Annotated in this window: 17 protein-coding genes; 10 read left to right on the forward strand and 7 right to left on the reverse strand. The window is 72.1% G+C overall.

Annotated elements, in window-relative coordinates; translation table 11 throughout:
- The first annotated feature begins 13 nt into the window (after positions 1 to 13).
- Positions 14 to 715: a FadR/GntR family transcriptional regulator gene (locus tag ACTMTI_RS45460; RefSeq protein WP_441127067.1), complete on the forward strand. Its 702-nt coding sequence runs from the start codon at positions 14 to 16 to the stop codon at positions 713 to 715.
- Here the strand turns inward: ACTMTI_RS45460 and ACTMTI_RS45465 are convergent.
- Positions 712 to 2,139, reverse strand: coding sequence for a sulfatase family protein (locus ACTMTI_RS45465; protein WP_441127068.1), 1,428 nt, complete (start codon positions 2,137 to 2,139; stop codon positions 712 to 714). The two genes, ACTMTI_RS45460 and ACTMTI_RS45465, sit on opposite strands and share 4 nt — an antisense overlap.
- A gap of 83 nt (positions 2,140 to 2,222) precedes the next feature.
- Between ACTMTI_RS45465 and ACTMTI_RS45470 the strand changes: the two genes are divergently transcribed.
- On the forward strand, positions 2,223 to 3,224 hold the full coding sequence (locus ACTMTI_RS45470; protein ID WP_441127069.1) for an LLM class F420-dependent oxidoreductase: 1,002 nt from the start codon (positions 2,223 to 2,225) through the stop codon (positions 3,222 to 3,224).
- Here the strand turns inward: ACTMTI_RS45470 and ACTMTI_RS45475 are convergent.
- Entirely contained in the window at positions 3,144 to 4,559 is a 1,416-nt protein-coding gene (locus ACTMTI_RS45475; RefSeq protein ID WP_441127070.1) for an MFS transporter, read from the reverse strand. The two genes, ACTMTI_RS45470 and ACTMTI_RS45475, sit on opposite strands and share 81 nt — an antisense overlap.
- A gap of 95 nt (positions 4,560 to 4,654) precedes the next feature.
- On the opposite strand from ACTMTI_RS45475, the gene ACTMTI_RS45480 reads away from it, so the two are divergent.
- Complete coding sequence (locus ACTMTI_RS45480) at positions 4,655 to 7,477, forward strand: helix-turn-helix transcriptional regulator (RefSeq protein ID WP_441127071.1); 2,823 nt, start codon at positions 4,655 to 4,657, stop codon at positions 7,475 to 7,477.
- 51 nt (positions 7,478 to 7,528) lie between these two features.
- On the opposite strand, the gene ACTMTI_RS45485 is transcribed toward ACTMTI_RS45480, so the two are convergent.
- Both ACTMTI_RS45485 and ACTMTI_RS45490 read right to left on the reverse strand, forming a co-directional pair.
- The gene (locus ACTMTI_RS45485) at positions 7,529 to 9,460 is read right to left on the reverse strand and encodes an FtsX-like permease family protein (protein ID WP_441127072.1); all 1,932 of its coding nucleotides are present in this window, start codon (positions 9,458 to 9,460) and stop codon (positions 7,529 to 7,531) included.
- A complete protein-coding gene (locus ACTMTI_RS45490; protein WP_441127073.1) occupies positions 9,457 to 10,134 on the reverse strand; it encodes an ABC transporter ATP-binding protein in 678 nt (225 codons plus the stop codon). Before ACTMTI_RS45490 ends, ACTMTI_RS45485 begins: the two co-directional genes overlap by 4 nt.
- 92 nt (positions 10,135 to 10,226) lie before the next feature.
- On the opposite strand from ACTMTI_RS45490, the gene ACTMTI_RS45495 reads away from it, so the two are divergent.
- Positions 10,227 to 10,874: a response regulator gene (locus tag ACTMTI_RS45495; RefSeq protein ID WP_441127074.1), complete on the forward strand. Its 648-nt coding sequence runs from the start codon at positions 10,227 to 10,229 to the stop codon at positions 10,872 to 10,874.
- A 46-nt stretch (positions 10,875 to 10,920) separates the two neighbouring features.
- On the forward strand, positions 10,921 to 11,643 hold the full coding sequence (locus tag ACTMTI_RS45500) for a DUF4328 domain-containing protein (RefSeq protein ID WP_441127075.1): 723 nt from the start codon (positions 10,921 to 10,923) through the stop codon (positions 11,641 to 11,643).
- 36 nt (positions 11,644 to 11,679) lie between these two features.
- Here ACTMTI_RS45500 and ACTMTI_RS45505 read toward each other — a convergent pair whose 3' ends face one another.
- From ACTMTI_RS45505 to ACTMTI_RS45515, 3 genes are all read right to left on the reverse strand, one after another.
- Positions 11,680 to 15,306, reverse strand: a complete 3,627-nt coding sequence (locus ACTMTI_RS45505; protein WP_441127076.1) for a DNA polymerase III subunit alpha — start codon at positions 15,304 to 15,306, stop codon at positions 11,680 to 11,682.
- A complete protein-coding gene (locus tag ACTMTI_RS45510; RefSeq protein ID WP_441127077.1) occupies positions 15,306 to 15,572 on the reverse strand; it encodes a DUF6504 family protein in 267 nt (88 codons plus the stop codon). The genes ACTMTI_RS45505 and ACTMTI_RS45510 overlap by 1 nt, the downstream gene beginning before the upstream one ends.
- A gap of 78 nt (positions 15,573 to 15,650) precedes the next feature.
- Complete coding sequence (locus ACTMTI_RS45515; protein ID WP_441127078.1) at positions 15,651 to 16,397, reverse strand: GntR family transcriptional regulator; 747 nt, start codon at positions 16,395 to 16,397, stop codon at positions 15,651 to 15,653.
- A gap of 112 nt (positions 16,398 to 16,509) precedes the next feature.
- Here ACTMTI_RS45515 and ACTMTI_RS45520 point away from each other — a divergent pair, with 112 nt between their 5' ends.
- From ACTMTI_RS45520 to ACTMTI_RS45540, 5 genes are read left to right on the forward strand one after another with little or no spacing between them, the layout of a single operon-like run.
- Positions 16,510 to 17,652: an ABC transporter substrate-binding protein gene (locus ACTMTI_RS45520; protein WP_441127079.1), complete on the forward strand. Its 1,143-nt coding sequence runs from the start codon at positions 16,510 to 16,512 to the stop codon at positions 17,650 to 17,652.
- Complete coding sequence (locus tag ACTMTI_RS45525) at positions 17,649 to 18,473, forward strand: ABC transporter permease (RefSeq protein WP_441127080.1); 825 nt, start codon at positions 17,649 to 17,651, stop codon at positions 18,471 to 18,473. Before ACTMTI_RS45520 ends, ACTMTI_RS45525 begins: the two co-directional genes overlap by 4 nt.
- On the forward strand, positions 18,461 to 19,312 hold the full coding sequence (locus ACTMTI_RS45530; protein WP_441127081.1) for an ABC transporter permease: 852 nt from the start codon (positions 18,461 to 18,463) through the stop codon (positions 19,310 to 19,312). Before ACTMTI_RS45525 ends, ACTMTI_RS45530 begins: the two co-directional genes overlap by 13 nt.
- On the forward strand, positions 19,309 to 20,382 hold the full coding sequence (locus ACTMTI_RS45535) for an ABC transporter ATP-binding protein (protein WP_441127082.1): 1,074 nt from the start codon (positions 19,309 to 19,311) through the stop codon (positions 20,380 to 20,382). The genes ACTMTI_RS45530 and ACTMTI_RS45535 overlap by 4 nt, the downstream gene beginning before the upstream one ends.
- A gap of 4 nt (positions 20,383 to 20,386) precedes the next feature.
- Positions 20,387 to 21,022, forward strand: a complete 636-nt coding sequence (locus tag ACTMTI_RS45540; RefSeq protein WP_441127083.1) for an HAD family hydrolase — start codon at positions 20,387 to 20,389, stop codon at positions 21,020 to 21,022.
- Positions 21,023 to 21,084: the final 62 nt, after the last annotated feature.

Below are 21,084 nucleotides of genomic sequence, written 5' to 3' on the forward strand. Positions count from 1 at the left end.
CAGGGAGGCTTCGTTGGACGGCAGCGGCTGGCGTCCCGTCAAGCGAACGCGGACGTTCGAGGACGTGCTCGCGCAAATCGAGCGGCGTATCGCCGAGGACGGGCTGACGGCGGGCGACCGCCTGCCCGCCGAGCGCCGGCTCGCCGAGCAGCTCGGCGTGAGCCGCTCGTCGGTACGCGAGGCGATGCGCGTGCTGGAGACCCTCGGCGTGGTGTCCTCGCAGGCAGGCCGGGGGCCGGACGCGGGCGCGGTGCTGATCTCGCGCCCGGACTCGGCGCTGACCGACCTGCTCAGGCTGCATCTCGGGCTGGCGAGCCTGGAGCTGCGCGAGGTGATCGACACCCGGCACATGATCGAGCAGTGGGCGGCCGCCCGCGCGGCCTCCGTACGGGCCGGCACCTCCACACTCGCCGCCGCGGTCGCCGGGATGGAGGGGGCCCGGTCGGCGGAGGAGTTCGTGGAGCACGACACGGACTTCCACTGCGCGATCGCGGACGCGTCGGGCAACCGGCTCGTGGCCGCCATCATGCGGTCGCTGCGGGATTCGATGCGCAGATACGCGGTCGAAGCGGTCGAACGCCTCGGGGACACCTCGATCCTGCACGCGGACCACGTACGCATCCTGGCCGCCATCGAGCAGGGCGAGCCGGACGAGGCCGCCAGGGCCGTGTCCGAGCACCTGGCGCACGCGTACCCGTCGCTCTTTCCTCACTAGCGCGCGTCGGCTTCCCTGCACTTCGCGCCCGAGCAGGCCATCATCCCGGCCAGCCGCTCGCTCAGGCCGGCCAGCAGGGCGGGATCGGCGCCGGCCGCCAGGTTGCGCAGCTGGTACGGATCCGCCTGCAGGTCGTACAGCTGGATCTCCCCCGTGTAATACCGGACGTAGGTGTAGCGCTCGGTGCGCAGCGCCTGGAAGGCGGGTACGGGCGTCTGTTTGGCCGACGACCGGTTGACCGGCCTGATGAACTCGACCAGCACGTGCGTGCGCCAACCCGGCGGCGGGCTGCCGCGCAGCAGCGGCGCCAGCGACCTCCCCTCGGCGAACGCCGGCGGCTTGGCCCCGCCCAGGTCGGCGACCGTGACCGCGAGATCGACGGTGGCCCCCAGCTGCCCGATCGTGGCGCCCGGCGCGATGCCGGGGCCGCGGACCACGAGCGGGATCCTGATCGACTCCTCGAACGGGGTGGTCTTGCCCTGCACGAGCCGGTGCGTCCCGAGATGGAAGCCGTTGTCCGAGGTGAAGAAGATGTAGGTGTTGTCGAGCCGGCCGGTTTCCCGCAGCGTCTCGACCACGGTGCCGACGAGGTCGTCGACGCCGAGCATGGCCCGCAGCCTGGCCCGGTAGCGCTCGTCGACCTGTTCCAGCTCGGGCTGCCCGAGCATGGGCCGGGAGCGCAGCCAGAGCGGCTCCTGGGTCACGTCCGCCTGGTTGAACGACGGCGTCCGCGGCGCCATGGCCGTCGGGAACGCGTTCGCGTGCCGCAGTGCCGGGTTCGCCGGGTTGTGCGGCGCGACCGGCGCCAGGTACAGGAAGAACGGCTTCGCGGACCCGGCGATGAAGTCGCGGGCCTTGCGGGCCAGCACGTCGGACAGGTAGTCCTGCTCGGACCAGCCGTAGTCGACCGAGCGGCCGTTCTCGTTGAGCCGGTAGCCGTACTCCTCATAGAGGTTGCGTACCGGCACATCCCATTCGTCCCAGCCGGGCGGCACGTACGTCTTCTCGGCGGTGGCGCCCGGATAGTGGTTGAGGTATTTGCCCATCATCCCGGTGCGGTATCCGGCCGCCTGCATCCACGTGCCGATTGTGGAACGTTCCAGACCAAGGGTGTGGAAGCGGTCGAATCCACCTTCCGGCGCGGTGTTGGTCATCACGCCATGGCTGTGGACGTATTGAGAGCGCAGGATCGACGCCCTGGACGGGCAGCACCAGGAGTTCGTCACGAAGAACCGGTCGAACGAGGCACCCTCGTGCACCAGGTGCCGGGTGATGTTCGGGAAGTACGGCAGGGTGCCGGCCTCCAGGTCGTCGACCACGATGAGGACGATGTTGGGCCGCGACGCGCTCGCGGCCACCATGGGCTCGGCCGCCGGGAGCAGCAGAAGGAGCAGGCAGGCGGCACGGCAGAGACCTTTGAGCACGCACTGTGAGTACCCACGAAGATCCTCCATTGACACCCGCGCCCGTCAAGGGCAGTAATAGAACTTAATTCCGGAGGTGTCACATGAAGCTCGGGCTCCAGTTGGGCTACTGGCAGCGCAACGGCGACGACGCGACCGAATCGGTGCTGGCGGCCGAGCGGCTCGGCTACGACTCGGTGTGGACGGCGGAGGCGTACGGCAGCGACGCGTTCACGCCTCTGGCCTGGTACGGCGCGCGTACGAGCCGCATCAAGCTCGGCACGTCGGTCGCGCAGCTCTCGGCCAGGCCGCCCGTCACGACGGCGATGACCGCGATGACCCTCGACCACCTCACCGGCGGCCGGCTGCTGCTCGGTGTGGGCGCCTCGGGCCCGCAGGTCGTGGAGGGCTGGTACGGCCAGCCGTTCGCCAGGCCGCTGGCCAGGACGCGCGAGTACGTCGAGATCATGCGCAAGGTGTGGCGCCGCGAGGAGCCCGTCACCAGCGAGGGCCCCCACTACCCGCTGCCGCTGGCGGGCGGCCTGGGCAAACCGCTCAAGCTCATCACGCATCCGCTCCGCCCGGACATCCCCGTCTATCTCGGCGCGGAAGGCCCCAAGAACGTGGCACTCGCCGCCGAGATCGGCCAGGGCTGGCTGCCGCTGTTCGCGTTCCCCAGCAAGATCGACGAGATGTACGGCGAGTCGCTCGCGAACGCTTCCGAAGGCTTCGACGTGGCCGCCATGGTGATGGTGGTGATCTCCGACGACGTGCGGGCCGCGCTGGACGGCGTGAAGCTGATGCTCACGCTGTACATCGGCGGCATGGGCGCCAAGCACCGCAACTTCCACGCCGACATCATCGGCAGGATGGGATACGCCGAGGCGGCCGAGCACATCCAGGCGCTCTACCTGGCCGGGCGGAAGGACGAGGCGTTCCGGGCGATCCCGGACGAGCTGGCCGACGGCATCTCGCTCGTCGGCCCGCCCGGGCGGATCAAGGAACGCCTGGAGCTCTGGCATGCGTCACCCGTTACCAGCCTGCTGGTCATGGGCCCCCGCGACGAGCCGTCGCTGAAGCTCATCCGCGACCTGGTGCTGGGCTGAGCCTTCCCGCGCCCGCAGGAGGGCGACCAGACCGGTGGCCACGGCCATGAGTACGGCGCAGATCCACATGGCCTCTTCGGGGGAGGAGACGGCTCCGAGCACGGCCACTCCCATGGCGCCCGCGAACTGCTGGCCGGTGGTGAGCACGCCGGCCGCGATCCCGGCCCGCGCCGGCTCGATGCCGCCGAGCACCACACCCATGAGCGAAGGCACGACCAGCCCGGCGCCCAGGCCGAACAGCGCCAGCGGCACCGACAGCCATCCGGGCCCCACCGCCTTGCCCAGCAGGTGCAGTTCGACGGCGAAGGCCAGCATGCCGGCCGTGCTCATCACGCCGCCCGCGGCCAGTGCGCGCAGGCCGTACCTCGCGAACAGGCCGCGCCCCAGCAGCGAGGTCACCATCGAGCCGACGGCCATCGGCAGGAACGTCAGCCCCGCCGCCAGCGTGCTCAGCCCGAGCTCGACCTGGAGCAGCAGGGTCATGACGAACATCAGGCCACCCATCGTGGCCATGAACGCGACCATGATCCCCAGCCCCGCGGAGAACGACCGGGCGCGGAACAGCGCCGGGTCGATCAGCGGCTCGGGCGCCCGCCGCTCCCAGCCCAGTGTGAACCCGAGCACCACCGGTGAGGCCGCCAGCGACGCCCACGTCCAGGCCGGCCAGCCCGCCTCCCGCCCCAACGCCAGCGGCACCAGTGCGAGCGCCACGGCGGCCGAGATCCCGAGGACGCCCAGCAGGTCGAGCCGGGGACGAGCGGTCGGCCGCGCGACGGGGAGCAGCTTGGCCGCCGCCAGGACGGCGACCACGCCGATCGGCACGTTGATCAGGAAGATGGCCCGCCAGCCGAAGCCGAAGAGATCCGCCTGGATCAGCGGGCCACCGCATACCTGCCCCGCGATGCCGCCCGTGCCCAGGACCACGCCGAACCACGACAGGCCACGTGACCGTTCCCCGGCCGGCAGTATCGCCGTGATCAGGGCCAGCACCTGCGGCGCCATCGCCGCGGCGGCCAGCCCCTGCAGCAAGCGGGCGCCCACGAGTTGCACCGCCGTAGCGGCCAGTCCGCACAGCAACGACGCCAGCGCGAACGCGGCCACGCCGAGCAGGAACATCCGCCGATGGCCATAGAGGTCGCCCAGCTTGCCTCCGGATACCATCCCGGCCGCGTAGGTGAAGGCGTAGCCGCCCACGACCAGCTCCAGCGCCGCCTGCCCGGCATGCAGTTCGGTCCTGAGCACGGGGATGGCGACGTTCACCACCATGTAGTCGAACGAGGCCATGAACGTGGCCAGCAAGATCACGGGAAGGACGAGCCATCGATGTTCAGTCATGCGCTTACGATCGCGGCCTGAACACGGCGGCCACATTGGGCATTTGCTATATCCGCCTCCTTAGACTGCGGTCTGCCTCTTTAGACTGCGAAACAATGACGACTCCGTTCGTCGGCCGCGCGGCCGAACTGGCGGCCCTGCGCCAGGCACGGGAGCGGGGCCCCGCCATCGTGCTCGTGGCCGGTGAGCCGGGCATCGGCAAGTCCCGGCTGGTGGAGGAGTTCGTGGCGGGCCTGCACGCGGTGGAGGGCGGTTGCCTGGCCCTCGGCGCGGACGGCCTGCCGTACGCGCCGTTCGTGACCGTGACGCGCCGCTTGGTCCGCGAGCTGGGCGCCGCGCGGTTGACGGGCCGTCGCGGTCTCGCGCACTGGCTCCCTGAGCTGGGAGAGCCCGATCCTTCGTACGGCAGGGCGCGGCTCTTCGACGACGTGCTGACCTTGATCGAACTCGCCGCGCCGGTCGTCGTGGTTCTGGAAGACCTGCAGTGGGCCGACCCGTCCAGCCGCGAGCTGCTGCTCTTCCTCGCCCGTAACCTGAGCGACCCCGGCGTCCTGCTGATCGGCACCTACCGCTCCACGGACCTGGCCGACGACCATCCGTTGCGTCCGCTGCTCACCTCGCTGACCCGGCTGCCGCGGACCCGCCTGATCGAGCCGCCGTCGCTCACCCCCGGCGAGCTGGCGCGGATGCTCGGCGAACGCCCCGGCCGGGACCTGGTGGCACGCAGCCAGGGCAACCCGCTGTTCGCCACCGTACTCGCGGAGGCGGGCACCGGTGCGCCGCTGCGCGACCTGCTCCTGTCCGGGTTCCGTGAGCTACCCGACGAGAGCCGCCGCTGCGTACGCGCCCTCTCGGTCGCCGGCAGCGTGACCGCTGAGGGGGTGCGGCAGGCGGCACTCACCCGGATCACCGGCCTCGACGACCCGGAGCTGGAGGCGGCTCTGCGGCCCGCGGTGGAGCGTCGGCTCCTCCTGCCCACGGACGACGGCTACACGTTCAGGAGCGCGCTCGTCCGCGAGGCCGTCTACGACGACCTGCTGCCCGGCGAGCGGAGGCGGCTGCACCTGCGGTGCGGCCAGGTTCCCGAGGCGGCGCCGGTCGAGCTGGCGGCCCACTGGCACGCGGCAGGCGAGAGATCCCTGGCCCTCCAGGCGGCCTGGCGCGCCGCCGAGGCCGCCGGCGCGGTCTACGCCTACGCCGAACGGCTTCGCATGCTGGAACGGGTGCTCGACCTGTGGGACCCGGCCATCGGCATCGATGCCGGCCACGCCGACGTGCTCAAGTCCGCCGCCGACGCCTGCCTCCATGCCGGTGCGGCGCAGCGCGGCATCGCCCTGGCCGACGCGGCCTTGCGGGAAACGCCTGACGGCACATCACAAGCACTCATCCTGGAGACCAGGAGCCTCCTGAAGCACCGCCTGGGACAGGACGGCCTCGACGACCTGCGCAGGGCGCTCCGGTCCCTCCCCGACTCCGCACCGCCGGCTGTACTCGGGCGTCTGCTGGCCACGCTGGCCAGCAGACTCAACGTGCTCTCGCGATACGAGGACGCCAGGGCTCCCGCCGAGCAAGCGCTCCGGCTCGGGGACGGCGACCTTGCCGTCCGGGCGCTGGCCCTCGTCACGCTGGCCTCGCTGGCGGTCAGGGACGGCGAACACGACAAGGCCCTGGCGCTCTGCCACGAGGCCGCCCCGCTGGCCGCCCAGGCCGCGGACCACGACACGGTGGCCCTGGTCGACGTCGTGGAGGCGGTCACGCTCAAGGCGGCAGGCGCGTATGAGGAGGCAGTGACGATCGCCTGTCGCGGGCACGCCACCGCGCGCCGCTACGGGCTGGCCGGCGGGCGGGGCGCGATGCTCGCCGTCGTGGCCGCCGACGGGCTGACCGTCCTCGGGCGCTGGGCGGCAGCCCGCCAGACGGTCACCGACGCGCTGGCCGACGAACCGCCGCCCCTCTACTGTGCCGTCCTACTGACCGTGCTGGGCTTCGTCACGCTCGCGGAGGGCGACACGGCCGTGGCGGCGAATCTCTGTGAGGAGGCGACGCGGCTCATGGGTGATCGCTATACGGGTACGGAGTTCGTGCTGCCGCTGCGTGACCTGCAGTGCCAGGTCACGCTCGCGTCGGGTGAACCGGAAACAGCCGACAGCCTGCTCGGCCGGGCCCTGGCCATCCCGCGCCTGGCCGCCGATCCGGGCTTGGCCTGGCCGCTGCTGCTCACGGGACTGCGGGTGTGTGAGATGCGTCTGCCCAGCGCCGTCGACCGGCTGGAGCAGCTCCGCACACTCGGTGAGCTGCTGACCGTGCCCGGCCCGGTGCAGGCCGCCCAGCAAGCCACCTTCCGCGTCTGGAGCGACCGGCTGGCGGCGCGTCTGGCCGCCGCCAGGACGCCGCACTCCAGATCGCTCGCCGGTCAGGAACCGCTCGTACGCCGCACGAGCAGGAACGCGGCACCACCCGCAGCCCCTGCCGAGATCCGTGATTGGGACACCGTGGCGGGGGCATGGCGGGCTCTCGGCCACCCGTATCCCCTCGCCCAAGCACTCTTGAGCGCCGCGGAGGACGCGCTGAGCGCGGGCGACAGGGCTGGGGCGTTGACCAGGCTGGAAGAGGCGACCGCCGTCGCGGGCGAGCTGGGCGCGGCTCCTCTCGTACACGAGCTCGAGGTTCTCGCCGCTCGGGGTCGTCTCACCGCCAACGCACGGTCTGCGGACCGCCTCGGCCTGACTTCGCGTGAGAGTGAGGTGCTGCGATTGGTGGCCGAGGGCCGCAGCAACCGCCAGATCGCCACCGCCCTGTTCATCACGGCCAAGACCGCGGGCGTGCACGTCTCCAACATCCTCGCCAAACTCGGCGTCGGCTCCCGCACCGAAGCAGCGGCACTAGCCCATCGACTGGGTCTTTTCGACCCCCACTGACCGACCGCACACCGCCGCCACAAGACCACGCACGCGTGCAAGGGCCCGCCGCTAGTCGGGGCGCGGGGCCGGGTCGGCGGTGACCGAGCGGAGCAGCGGCCGGCTCAGCGCCCCCGCGCCGATCACCCCGGCGAACCCGACGGCGACGCAGGTCAGCAGCGTGATCAGACCGACCGTGCTGACCTCGATCATGAACGGCAGCCCGCAGAACGCCCCCACCAGGATCGCCCCGCCACCCATCACCGCCAGCGGGATGAGCGTCTCCGCGCGGCGGGCCCGGTCGAGGACCTCCAGCGGCGTCCCGGCCAGCCGCAGCAGCCCGTACGTCTGCCGCCGGTCCAGGATCGACGACGCGGCCGTGATGCCCGCGCTGGCGATGGCCACCAGGAACGACACCGACAGCACCACGATCGTGCCCACGCGGACGTCGGCCAGGAGCTGGATGCCGAACCGCTGGTCATCGGCCTCGCTCGTCGGGGTGCGTCCGGGGACGAGCCCGGTGAGGGCGGTGCGCGCCCGGTCTGCCGTGGCCGCGTCGGCGGAGCTGCCCAGGGCCGCGACGACGACGTTCTCCGACGGCTTGACGGTGGCCGTCACCTTGGCGGCCGCCAGCCGTTCGCGGGCCTGCTCGGTCACCTTCGCCACCTGCCCGGCAGGCGCGGTGACGCGGAGCTGGGGAGGCCCCGCGTCCTCGGTGAAGGCGGCCGGGCTGAGCAGGCCCAGGAAGCCCGCCGCGAAGCCGGTCAGTGCCACGCCGCTCACCGTGCGCCAGGCCGAGCGCGGATCGTCCACCAGCCGGCGGGCCGCCAGCAGCCGGGCGGGGCCGCGCGCGGTGCGTGCCGTGATCCTGCCGATCACGCCGATCACCCAAGGGCCGACGAGGTTGATGCACAGGAACGCCAGGCCGAGCGCCACGGCGACGATCGCGACGCCGGTGCCCTGGGTCAGCAGGGGGAACACGGCCAGCACCACGAGCAGCGCGAGCACCCGTACGAACCGCATGGCGGGCGGTGTCTCCCGCTTGGCCACGCCCAGCGGGCTCACCACGACCCGCCGCAGCCCGGCCACCGCCGACAGCCCCACCATCAGCGGCACCACGACCACCACGGCGGCCAGCTCCGGCAGGCTCGGGAACAGGTCCCCGGCGAACCAGGGGCCGCCCTGGATCTCGATGCCGACCAGCAGCGGCACGGCCAGCGCGAAGACCACGGCTCCCACGAGGGCGCCGGCCAGCGCCACGATCACCGCCTCGGCCACTGTCATCGCCACCACCTGGCCCGGGGTCGCGCCGATCAGCCGGAGCGCGGCCAGCCGCTGGTCGCGCCTCGCCACCGTGAGCCGGGCCGCCGCGCCGCCGAACACCAGCAGCGGCACCACCATGAGCACGCTCGCGACCAGCGCCAGCGCCTGGTACGCGCCCGCGTCCTCGCTGGGCGTGCCCGCCAGGCTCGCCACCTTGGTGGGCGGCTTGGCGATGATCCAGTCCTCGCTCCGCGAGGCGGTCATCTCGGGCGCGTCCGGCGCGTGGCCGACGACCGCGACCAGTTCGTCCGGGTGGACCAGCCCCGCGTCGCCGAGCACACCGGCGGGGTCCGGGTATCGCTTGGCAAGCTGGTCGGCGGGCAGTTCCTTGGCCAGCTCGGCCAGAGCCGGGGACAACCACACCTCGCCCGGCTCGGGGAAACGCGGCAGACCGGGCGGCGGGGGTACGCCGTCCTTGAGCGCGGCCAGGTCGACGACGGTGATCGCCTGGTCGCGTACGAAGTCGAAGCGCGAGGCCTCGATCGCGATCGCACCGGAGGTGGCGGCCACCGGGTTGCGCCAGGCGCCGCGGTCGGCCCTGGCGTCGAAGGCGGCGTTCGCGGCCACGGCGAACAGCAGCAGCGCCGTGGACACCGCGACCGCGCCGAGCGTGAGCCAGGTGCCCAGCAGGCCCCTGCGGCCGCCGCCCTTGAGCAGCCGCCAGGTCAAATCGAGGTTCACGCGCGTGCTCCGGCGGTGAGGAGCAGGCCGTCGCGGACCTCGACCGTGCGGTCGCACCAGGCGGCCACGTTCGGGTCGTGGGTGACCACGATCAGCGAGGCGCCGTTGTGCTTGGTCGCCTCCACGAGCAGCCGCATCGTGTCCTGCCCGGTCTGCTGGTCGAGCGCACCCGTGGGCTCGTCGGCGAACACCACGGCCGGCTTGGTCACCAGCGCCCTGGCGATGGCCACCCGCTGCGCCTGCCCACCGGACAGTTCGCCGGGCCGCCTGGCCTCCATGGCGTGCAGGCCGAGCGGCGGGAACCACTCGCGCGCCTGCCGTACCGCCTCTCCCCTGGACACGCCGCCCAGCATGAGCGGGAGCGCCACGTTCTCCTCGGCGGGCAGCTCGGGCAGGAGCTGGCCGAACTGGAAGACGAAGCCGAAGCGGGTACGGCGCAGCGCGCTGCGCTTGCGCTCGCCCATCGCGTCGATGCGCTGCCCGAGCAGGTGCACCTCGCCCGACTCCGGCTTCATGATCCCGGCCAGGCAGTGGAGCAGGGTCGACTTGCCGGAACCGCTCGGCCCCATGATCGCCACCGCTTCGCCGCTCCGTACCGAGATGTCCACGCCGCCCAGGGCGACGGTCTGCCCGAACCGCTTGGTCAGGGCTCGTCCAACAAGCACGTCGTTCATGGCGTACAGACTTCCGGCGAACCCCGGTGCGGGGGATCGGCCGTGCGTCCATAACCGCCTCGGCCGAACGGCTGATCTCTAGAGTTGGGGCCGTGACTATTCGGGTTCTCATCGCCGACGACCAGCAACTGGTGCGTACCGGCTTCCAGATGATTTTGGACGCTCAACCGGACATGGAGGTCGTCGCCGCGGTGGCCGACGGGGCCGAGGCCGTCGCCGAGGCCAGGCGGCTGCGGCCGGACGTGTGCCTGCTCGACATCAGGATGCCCAAGCTCGACGGGATCGAGGTGACCCGGGTACTGGCCGGGCCGGGCGTGGAGAACCCGCTGCGGGTGGTCATCGTCACGACGTTCGACCTGGACGAGTACGTCTACGGCGCGCTGCGCTCGGGCGCGACCGGGTTCCTGCTCAAGGACAGCGGGCCCACGCTGCTGATCGAGGCGGTCAGGGCCGCCGCGGCGGGCGACGCGCTGGTGTCGCCGTCGGTGACGGTACGGCTGCTGCAGCACCTGACCCAGCCCCGGCGGGCCGCCGTTCCGGCAGGCGGCCCGCTGACCGATCGCGAGCTGGACGTCGTGCGCCTGGTGGCGAGGGGGCGGACCAACCAGGAGGTGGCCGCGGAGCTGTTCGTGTCGCTGTCGACGGTCAAGACACATCTCGGCAGCATTCAGGGCAAAATCGGTGTCCGGAATAGGGTTGGAATCGCAGCTTGGGCGTGGGAATCCGGCGTGGTGAGCTGATTAACAGGGAGCCTCCCGGGATACAAGTGAATCAGGACATCAGCGCATGGCCCGGGGGGAGAACATCGTGCGCTACACCCAGGCACCGCCTACCAGAGCCGCCGCTGCCGTCTACGTGACGCTCGCCGCGCAGATCCTCTCCCTCGCCGCCCTCGTGATCTTCGAACAGGCCCGTGGCCGCAGCCTCGCCGCCCAGCTCGCCGCGTTCGGCGGCCGGCCGCACGGGCCCGACGCGGAGGCGGTGGTGGGCGCGGTGACGGTGTTCGCGGTGCTGATGATGCTGCTGGCGGGCACCTCCATCGCGGCGGCAGCCGCCTACGTGACCTGGCTGGTGCGGGCCAGGCAGGTCAACGACCGCTCGGCCCCGAGGGGCCCCGTGGCCGCCGCCTGGCTGGTCCCGGGCGTCAACCTGGTGGCTCCCGTGGTGCTGCTGGACCAGGTGTGGCGCGGCACCAGGCCGCCCGCCGGACAGCGCGGGCGGTGGCTGGCGCTGCTGGCGGCGTGGTGGCTGAGCTGGCTGGGCACACTCGCGCTGATCACGATCCGGCTGCCGCTCGGCTCCTCCGCCGGTGACCTGACGGGGGTGGGGGTGCTGGAGCTGGGGTGCTCCGCGGTGTCCGCCCTGCTGTGCGCGGGCACCGTACGCGAGGTGACCCGGCTGCAGCGCGCCTCCCGCTCGCCGCGCACCGTCCGTTCCGGCACCTTCCGCGCCTTCTCCCCCCGCCACCAACCGGCGCAGGGCTCCACACCGATCAGCCGCACGGGCTGATCGAAGCGGGGGGCCGGCGCGGCGGGTGGCGGTGGCTCAGGCCGCGGACGGTCCCGAGCTGCCCGGGCTGGCGTGCCAGAGCCGCCGGGGCGGCGCGACCACAGGCGGGCCGAGGTCGGAGTAGGGCGAGAGGCGGAAGCCGTTGGGGTATTCGATCCTGCGCCCGCCGACCCCCGCGACCTCCTCAGGCGTCTGGGCGAGCACCGCGCGCACCGCGTCGGCCCCCTGGGAGCGCCAGAGCGCGTCCAGGTCCGCCAGGTTCCAGCAGTCCACCGCCCGCAGCGACACCGCCCGCGTGCCCGTGCGCCGCACCACCCCCTTGGCCAGCAAGAGCCACGAGCCGAACACGATCGCCGCGCACCGCCCCTGCACGGACTCGAAGAACGTCAGGTCGATCGGCCCGGTCGAGTCGTCCAGCGTGGTGAAGATGACGCGCTGGCCCGAGCGCACGGCAGGCGTCTGCGTCGCCACCTTGACCCCCGCGACCAGCACCTCGGCCCCGTTGCGCTGCTTGAGCAGGTCCCGGGATCGCACCACTCCGAGCGCGTCGAGCAGCTGGTCGTGGAAGCTGATGACGTGGCGGCTGACGTCGATGCCGAGGATCTCCAGCTCGGCCTCGACCATTTCCGCCTCCGTCATCTCGGGCAGTTCCCCCGGCGGGAGGTGCTCGCCGAAGCCCAGCGGGAGCTGCACCGACGGCGGGGCCGCCACCCGGGACGGGCGGACGGGGGTGTAGCGCTTGGACGCGCGCGGTCCCGTCCGCACGCCGCTCGACGAGGTCCGCTCCAGCGCGCCGACCTGGGCGATCAGGTCGCGGCGGGTCAGCTCGCCCGGACGCCAGCGGGGCCCGCCCGGGTGCAGGTCGTGCACCGCGTCCAGGCCGCCGACCTGGACGATCCGCTCGATCGTGGGCCGGGAGGGGCGGGCGCGGTCCCAGAAGTCGGCCAGCGACGTGTACGGCTGCGCCGCGACCATGCGCTCGACCTCCGCCTCGCTCACCCCCTTGATCGCCGAGAACGGCACGCGCAGCGCGTACCCCTTGCCGATCTCCCCGGCCTTGAACTCCCGCCGCGCCGGAGGAGGGCCTTCGAGCCGGGAAGGGCGCACGCGGAGCCCGAGCCGCTCCACCCGCCAGTCCTTGCCCGACTTGTTGATGTCGAGCGGCAGGATCTTGATCCCGCACTGCCTGGCCTCGTCGATGATGACCCGCGGCGGGTACATGCCGGGCTCGTGCGTGAGCACCCCGGCGAAGAACGCCGCCGCGTGGTGCCGCTTCAGCCACGCCGACTGGTAGGTGGGCAGCGCGAACGCCGCCGCGTGCGCCTTGCAGAACCCGAACGTCCCGAACGCGTCCAGCACCTGCCAGGCCCGGTTGACGGCCGCGTCGTCGAAGCCGTTCGCCCTGGCCATGGGGATGAACGTGCGGCGTACCCGATCCCGCCCCTCCGGCGTGTCCAGCGTGCGCCGCAGCAGCTCGGCGAACGACAGGTCCCGTCCGGTCATCACCTCGATGATCTTGAGTACCTGCTCGTGGAACACCACGACGCCGTGCGTCTCCTTCAGCGCCTCCCGCAGCCTCTCGTGCGGATAGGACGGCTGCCGCCACCCGTGCCTGGCCTCCAGGTAGGGGGTGACCATGTCGGAGTTCACCGGGCCTGGCCTGAACAGCGAGATGTCCACGATGAGGTCGTGCAGCGTCCGCGGCTCCAGCTTGGCCACCAGCTCACGCTGGCCGGGCGACTCGATCTGGAAGCAGCCGAGGGTGCGGGCGGCGCAGATCATGTCGTAGGTGTCCTGGTCGTCGTGCGGGACGTACTGGACGCCGGGATCCTCGCCCCGCTGGGTGTCCAGCTCGACCACGACGTCGTCCACGCGCTTGATCTCGCTCAGCGCGTACGCCATCGCCGACTGCATCCGCACGCCGAGCACGTCGAGCTTGAGCAGCCCGGCCTCCTCCACGTCCTCCTTGTCGAACTGCGACATCGGGAACTCCAGCAGGCTGCGCTCCACCGGCGTCCTGTCCCGCATGCCCGCGTTGCCGATGAGCACGCCGCACGGGTGCAGTGCGATGTGCCTGGGCAGCCCGTCGAGCTTCTCCGCCAGCCGGAACACCCGGTCCAGGCCCGCCTCGCCGAGCCGGCTCTCGCGCAGCTCCGGCAGGTCGTGCAGGGACGCGGTGATCTGCTTGGCCCTGATGTGCGGGAACGCCTTGGCGATCGTGTCGATCTCGTGCGGCGGCAGGCCCATCGCGCCGGCGACGTCGCGGATGGCGCTGCGCGCCCGGTAGGTCTCCATCATGGACACGCAGGCCACGCGCGCCTCGCCGTACCGCTCGAAGATGGCCTTGTAGCAGTCGAGGCGGCGGGCGGACTCCACGTCCATGTCGATGTCGGGCAGCCCGATGCGGCCCTCGGACAGGAAGCGCTCCATGAGCAGGCCGTGGTGGAGCGGGTTCACCTCGCCGATGCCGATGAGGTAGTTGACCAGGCTGCCGGCGCCCGAGCCGCGGATGGCGCAGCGGATGCCCATGCCGCGGATCATGTCCGTGATGCCGGCCACGGCGATGAAATATCCGGACAAGCGCTTCTTTTCGATGATGGCCATCTCGTCCCGGAGGCGCCGCCTGGCGTCGTCCGAGCGGTCGAGGCCGCGCCTGGCCAGCCCGTCCTCGACCCGGTGGCGCAGCAGCGGCACCGGATCCCCGCCGATCTCCGGCAGGTGCAGGGCGGGCGGGTCGTTGCGCAGCGCGAGCAGCTCCAGCGGCGCCATCGAGCACGCCTCGGCCAGCCGCCTGGTCGTGAACAGCAGCCGCGCCACCCGCTCCTGGTCCGCGCCGCAGACCTTGGCCGCCACCTGCCACATCTCCTTGGTGCTCTTGAGGTAGGCGTGCGAGGTGGTGCGGTCCAGGTGGCGCGGGTGCAGCGGGACGAGCTGGCGGGCCGCGTCGAGCACGTCGCCGACCTGGTGGTCGGCCGGGTCCAGGTAGCGCGCCGCGTTGGTCAGCACGGCGGGCACGCCCATGGACTCGGCCAGCGCGAGCATGCGCACGGCGGTGGTGGCGTCGCGGAAGCCGTACTGGTCGACGAGTTCGATCACCACGCCGGGCGCCGCGGACCGCCACAGGCCCAGCAGCGTCCTGGCGTGCTCGTCGCGGCGCTCGGCCACCGCGCGGCCCACGTCGGACCTGGGGCCGAGCAGCACCACGAGCCCGTCCTCGGCGCCGAACCCGTGGTCGCCGCCGGGTGCTCCGGCCCACTCGGCCACCAGCTCGCGGGTCACCTTGGGAGCGCCGCGCTCGCCCGCGTGGTGGGCGGCCGTGACCAGGTGGCACAGGCGGGACCAGCCGCCGGAGCGGGCCAGCACGGTGACCCGGTCCTCGGCGTTCGGTCCGGTCCTGGGGCGTGGGGGGCGCAACCCTGGGACCGGGATGAACGCCGAGGCCGGGGCCTCCAGCGCCAGGTTCACGCCGAAGGCCGGGGCGATCCCGGCCTCGGCGCAGGCCTGGGCGTGCTTGATCGCGCCGTAGAGCCCGTCGCGGTCGGTCAGCGCCAGGATGTCCATGCCGTGCTCGGCCGCCCGGCGCGCCAGCGCCTGCGGGAAGGCGGTGCCGTATCGCATGGAGTACGCGGAGCACACGTTGAGGTGCGGGAACGGGGGCGCCATCAGTCCCACGCCCTCAGCAGCAGCCAGCCGTTGCTGGCGGTGTCGTAGCGCAGCTCGTACGAGCCGACCTCGCGCCCCGGGCTGGCCTCCACCCGCCAGAACCGGCGCTCACCGGGGTCGCGCTCGCTGGTCTTCCACCACTCGCGCGCGACCACCCAGTGGTCGAACACGCGGCGGACGAGATAGAGGCGGTCGCGCCAGACGAACTGGGTCGGGTCCCCGTCCCTGGTCCACACCTCTATCGGATCGCCATAGAGTCTGCTCAAGACGCTTCTCCCCGCGGCTCTGGTGATAAGTGGAGCCACCCGGGGGAAGGCGGGCGCTTATGTATCGAACATATGTTCTCAGGGCCCGAAACGCAAGTCGACCGCCTGCCGCACGAGAGGGTTCGCGCCGATCGAATTGCGGATGCTGAAGGCCACACTGCCTGCCCGGTAACGGTCGTCGGAAGACTCCACGGGCCTGCCCTCGTGCGTCGTGGTGGTCCTGCGCTGGCGGAGCAGCGGGCTGCCGCGGCGCACTCCGAGCAGGCGGGCGTCCTGGACGCCGGCGGAGACCGCGTCGATGAGGTGCTCGCCGTAGGCGAACACGAGCCCGATCGAGTCGTACAGCGCCTCGGCGACCGACTCGCAGTCGGCGGGGAGCCGCTCGACGGCGGCGGCCACCCATCCGGCGTACACCGTCCGCTCGATCAGCACGGGCTCGTCCTCCAGTGTGCGCAGCCGCAGCACCTCGAGCACCTCGCCGTCGCCCAGCCTGGCGGACTCGGCGGCGCTCGCCCGCCTGCGGCGCTGCTCGATCACCTGGCCGCCGACGCGATAGCCGCCCGCGCGCGCCCACTGCGCGAAGCTGTGCAGCTCGGCGAAGCTCTGGCTGCGCGCGGCGCCGAGCACGATGCGCCGGGCGCCCTGCCGGGAACCCACCAGGCCCTCGGCGACGAGCACGGCCACGGCCTGCCGCACCGTGCCGCGCGCCGCGCCGTAGCGTCCGGCCAGCTCGGCCTCGCTGGGGAGCTGGGAACCGACCGGGTGCGCGCCGGACAGGATGTCTTCCCGCAGCTCGTCGGCGATCAGTTCATAGCGCGCAACCACGTCTGTCCCTTCCCATTCACGAAAGAGCAACATTCATGCGACTTACTAGTGCTCGCTTGTTTGTACAAGTTCCTCTAGTTTCTATCCACACCCCCTGCACAGTGGAGGCGTCGTGTTCACATCTCGCGCCCGCGCGGCCGGTTCCGCGGCAGTCCTTACCGTAGTCATCGCGGCGTGCGGCGCCGCCCCGAGCGCCCAGCAGACCGATACCTCGGTGACCGCCGCCACGGCCACCTCCGCCGCCGACTTCGGGGGCTTCGACAAGCTCGTCGAGGCCGCGAAGAAGGAGGGCAACCTCCACGTCATCGCCCTGCCGCCCGATTGGGCCAACTACGGCGAGATCATCGAGAAGTTCCAGGCCAAGTACGGCATCAAGATCGAAAGTGAGACCCCCGACGCGGCAAGCGCCGACGAGATCAACGCGGTGAAGACCCGCAAGGGCCAGGATCGCGCCCCCGACGTGCTCGACCTCGGCCAGTCGTTCGCGATCAGCGGCGCCGCCGAGGGCTTGTTCGCGCCGTACAAAGTGCAGGCGTTCGACAAGATCCCCGAAGGGCAGAAGGAGCCGGCCGGGCTCTGGGTCAACGACTACGGCGGCTACGTGTCGATCGGCTGCGACGCCAAGAAGATCACCAACTGCCCGACCAGCTTCGCCGACCTGCTCAAGCCCGAGTACAAGGGCAAGGTCGCGCTGAACGGCAACCCGACCAAGTCCGGCTCGGCCTTCGCCGGCGTGTACGCGGCCGCGATCGCGAGCGGCGGCTCGTTCGACGACATCCAGCCCGGCATCGACTTCTTCAAGAAGCTGAAGGACGCCGGCAACTACAACCCGGTGGAGACCACGCCGGCGACCATCGAGAAGGGCGAGACCCAGATCAGCATCGACTGGGACTACAACAACGCCGCCTACGCGCCCCAGATGGCGGACAAGGGCATCGACTGGCAGGTGAACGTGCCCTCCGACGGCAAGTACTTCCAGATGTACGCCCAGGCCATCAACAAGGACGCGCCGCACCCGGCGGCGGCCAGGCTGTGGCAGGAATACCTCTACAGCGCCGAGGGCCAGAACCTCTTCCTCAAGGGCTTCGCCCGCCCCGTGCTGCTGCCCGCGATGACCGCCGACGGCACTGCGGACAAGGCGCTGGCCGAGAAGCTGCCCGCGGTGGAGGGGACGCCCACGTTCCCCTCGCCCGCGCAGGTGGACGCGGCCAAGGCCAAGCTGGCCGGCGGCTGGGACGCCGCGATCTCGGGATGAACCGGTCCCGGTCGAGGGGCTGGCTGGGGGCGCTGCCCCTGCTGGCGTTCTTCGCCTTCGTCTTCGGCGTCCCCGCCATCGCGCTGGTGGCGGGGGCGTTCACGGCGCAGGGGCGGCCGAGCCTGGACAACCTGTCTCAGAGCCTGCAGGGCGGCTACCTCGTCGCGCTGATCGGCAGCGTCAAGCTGTCGGCCCTGGTCGCGCTGGTGGGCGCCGTGCTCGGCACGTTCCTCGCGTACGCGGTGGTGACCTCGCGCTCCACGCTGCTGCGCGAGGCGGTGCTGACGGCCTCCGGGGTGCTGGCCAACTTCGGCGGGGTGCCGCTGGCATTCTTCTGGATCGCCACGCTCGGCAACTCCGGCGTGATCAGCGGCCTGCTGGGGCTGCCGTCGGGTGCGCTCTACACGTTCTGGGGCCTGGCCGTGGTCTACCTCTACTTCGCGGTCCCGCTGATGGTGCTGGTCATGGCGCCGGCGCTGGACGGGCTGCGGCCGCAGTGGCGCGAGGCGGCCGCCAACAACGGCGCCACCGCCTGGCACTACTGGCGCTTCGTCGCGCTGCCAGTGCTGGCGCCGGCCATGCTGGGCGGGGTGGTGCTGCTGTTCGGCTCCTCCTTCTCCGCATACGCCACCGCGAACGCCATGGTCGGGACCGTGGTGCCGCTCATCACCCTGAAGATCGCCAGCGCGCTCACCGGCGACGTGCTGGTCGGCTACGAGAACATCGCGCTGGCGCTCAGCCTCGACATGATCGTGGTGGCCGGTCTGGTGATGGCGATCTACCTGCCGCTGCAGAGGAGGAGCTCCCGATGGCTGCACTGACCGGCCTGGAGCCCGTCGCCGTGACCGCGAAGCCGCCCGCCCGGCCGCGGGTGTGGCGTGGCGTGGTGTTCCTGCTGGCCGCCGCCTACTTCCTGATCCCGCTGGGCGCCTCGCTCTGGTACACGCTCTACACGCCCACCACCGGGGTGTCGTTCTCGCCCTACGGTGAGCTGCTGACAGCCGAGGGGTTCGCGCGGTCGCTGCTGCTGTCGCTGGCGCTGGCGGCCGCCACGATCGCCCTGGTGCTGCTGCTGTCACTGCCCGCGATGCTGGCCGTGCGGCTGTTCGCGCCGCGGCTGCGGCCGGTGATGGAGGTGCTGTGCACACTGCCGCTGGTGGTGCCGCCGATCACGTTCGTCGCCGGAATCGGCACGTCGCTGCGCGTCGGGACGGACGTGCTGGCTCCGACGCCGTTCTGGGCCACGTTGATCGCGGTGCAGGATCCGGGGTTCCCGGTGGTGCTGGTGCTGGCGTACGTGGTGCTCGTGCTGCCGTTCGTCTACCGGTCGCTGGATGCCGGGCTGCGCACGATGGACGTGCGGACGCTGGTGGAGGCGGCCCGCAACCTGGGCGCCTCGTGGCCGTACGTGCTGTTCAGGGTCATCGTGCCGAACCTGCGCTCGGCCCTCGCCAGCGCGTCGTTCCTGACGCTGGCCCTGGTGCTGGGCGAGTACACCGTCGCCAGCCTGCTGGGCTACGAGCCGTTCGCGGTGTGGATCGTGACCGTCTCCGGCTCCAAGGGCCAGCTCTCGGTCGCCGTCTCGATCCTCAGCCTGCTGCTCATCTGGCTGCTGCTGCTGGCCGTGTCCACCGTCTTCGGTAAGGAGAGAAAGCAATGACCGCATCGGTGGAGTTCCGCGCGCTGCGGCGGGTCTTCGGCAAGACGGTCGCGCTGGACGGCCTCGACCTGACCGTCGCGCCCGGCGAGTTCGTCGCCCTGCTCGGCCCCTCGGGCTGCGGCAAGACGACGGCGCTGCGGTGCGTGGCCGGGTTCGAGCGGCCGGACTCCGGCGCGGTGCTGGTCGACGGCAAGGACATCACGCACGTCCCGGCCAGCAAGCGGGACGCGGGCATGGTCTTCCAGTCCTACTCCCTCTTCCCGAACCTCAACGCCCGCGACAACGTCGCCTTCGGCCTGCGCGTCCGCAAGGTACCCGCGGCCACCCGGCGGACGAAGGCGGACGAACTGCTCGAACTCGTCGGCCTGCCCCAGCACGCCGACCGCTACCCGCACCAGCTGTCCGGCGGCCAGCAGCAGCGCGTCGCCCTGGCCCGCGCGCTCGCTCTGGAGCCGCGTGTCCTGCTGCTGGACGAGCCGCTGTCGGCGCTGGACGCCAAGGTACGGGTGGCGCTGCGCGAGGAGATCCGCCGCCTGCAGCTGGACCTGGGCATCACCACCATCTTCGTCACCCACGACCAGGAGGAGGCCCTGTCGGTCGCCGACCGGGTGGCGGTGCTGCGCGACGGGCGGCTGGAGCAGGTCGGCGCGCCGGCCGAGGTCTACGACCGGCCCGCCACGCCGTTCGTGGCCGAGTTCGTCGGCACCATGAACCACCTGGCCGGGCAGGTCTCCGGGGACCAGGTGACGGTGCTCGGCCAGCTCCTGCCGGTGGACGGCCCGGTTCCGGAGGATCCGTCCGTGGACGTGCTGATCCGTCCGGAGGCGGTGCAGGTCATAGCCGCCGCGGACGGGCCCTCGGAGGTGCTGGCCGCGTCCTTCCGCGGCTCCTCCGTACGGCTCCGGCTGGCCGTGCAGGGCGGGGAGGTGCTCGCCGACGTGCCCGGGCACGAGGCGGCCCGGCTCGGGCCAGGCACGCGGGTCACGGTCCGGCTGGTGGAGCGGCCGGTGCTGGTGGCGGCCCGCACGGTCACGGCGCCCAAACCCGTCGTGGCCCTCGATGCCGTCTGATCTCATGGCTCCCGACGCGGTCCTGCTGGACATGGACGGCACGCTGGTCGACACCGAGGGGCTGTGGTGGCAGGCGGCCGCCGCCGTCGCCGAGTCCCTCGGCCGCGCTCTGGGACCCGCGGACGTGCCCCACGTGCGCGGGCGGACGATCGAGGACGTGGCCGCCTACCTGGTCGGGGACGCGCCGGTGGCCGAGCGGGCGGGCCGGCCCAGGTCGCGCGCATCGGCCGTGGCCGGGCGGCTGACCGACGCCTTCGCGGGGCGCGTCGGGCACGAGGTGACGGTGATGCCGGGCGCGCCGGAGCTCCTGGCCGGGCTGGCGGCGACCGCCATCCCGACGGCCCTGGTCAGCGCCTCTCCCCGGAGCATCGTGGAACTGGTGCTGCCGCGGCTCGGCCACCCGTTCGACCTGGTGATCGCGAACGAGGACACCGCGCGCGGCAAGCCGTACCCCGACCCGTACCTGGAGGCGGCCCGGCGGCTCGGCGCGGCGCCCGCGCGGTGCGTCGCCATCGAGGACAGCCCGGCGGGCATCGCGGCGGCCACCGCCGCGGGGTGCCGCGTGCTGGTCGTGGCGGCCGGGAGCGGGCTGCCGTCGCTCGACCGCGTACGCGCGGTCCTTCCCCCGCACGGGGCATGAGGATGGCCGTGACTGCGTGCAGACGCGCCTATGGCGAACGGGTCCGTATCGGTAAGCTTGCG

The sequence above is a fragment of the Nonomuraea sp. H19 genome (assembly GCF_052068215.1).
Lineage (GTDB): Bacteria > Actinomycetota > Actinomycetes > Streptosporangiales > Streptosporangiaceae > Nonomuraea.

Bases quoted from the DNA above. Each gene is read 5' to 3' on its own strand.
- ACTMTI_RS45470 (WP_441127069.1), top strand. From the start codon at position 2,223: ATGAAGCTCGGGCTCCAGTTGGGCTACTGGCAGCGCAACGGCGACGAC.
- ACTMTI_RS45475 (WP_441127070.1), bottom strand. From the start codon at position 4,559: ATGACTGAACATCGATGGCTCGTCCTTCCCGTGATCTTGCTGGCCACG.
- ACTMTI_RS45480 (WP_441127071.1), top strand. From the start codon at position 4,655: ATGACGACTCCGTTCGTCGGCCGCGCGGCCGAACTGGCGGCCCTGCGC.
- ACTMTI_RS45490 (WP_441127073.1), bottom strand. From the start codon at position 10,134: ATGAACGACGTGCTTGTTGGACGAGCCCTGACCAAGCGGTTCGGGCAG.
- ACTMTI_RS45500 (WP_441127075.1), top strand. From the start codon at position 10,921: ATGGCCCGGGGGGAGAACATCGTGCGCTACACCCAGGCACCGCCTACC.
- ACTMTI_RS45505 (WP_441127076.1), bottom strand. From the start codon at position 15,306: ATGGCGCCCCCGTTCCCGCACCTCAACGTGTGCTCCGCGTACTCCATG.
- ACTMTI_RS45525 (WP_441127080.1), top strand. From the start codon at position 17,649: ATGAACCGGTCCCGGTCGAGGGGCTGGCTGGGGGCGCTGCCCCTGCTG.
- ACTMTI_RS45530 (WP_441127081.1), top strand. From the start codon at position 18,461: ATGGCTGCACTGACCGGCCTGGAGCCCGTCGCCGTGACCGCGAAGCCG.
- ACTMTI_RS45535 (WP_441127082.1), top strand. From the start codon at position 19,309: ATGACCGCATCGGTGGAGTTCCGCGCGCTGCGGCGGGTCTTCGGCAAG.
- ACTMTI_RS45540 (WP_441127083.1), top strand. From the start codon at position 20,387: ATGGCTCCCGACGCGGTCCTGCTGGACATGGACGGCACGCTGGTCGAC.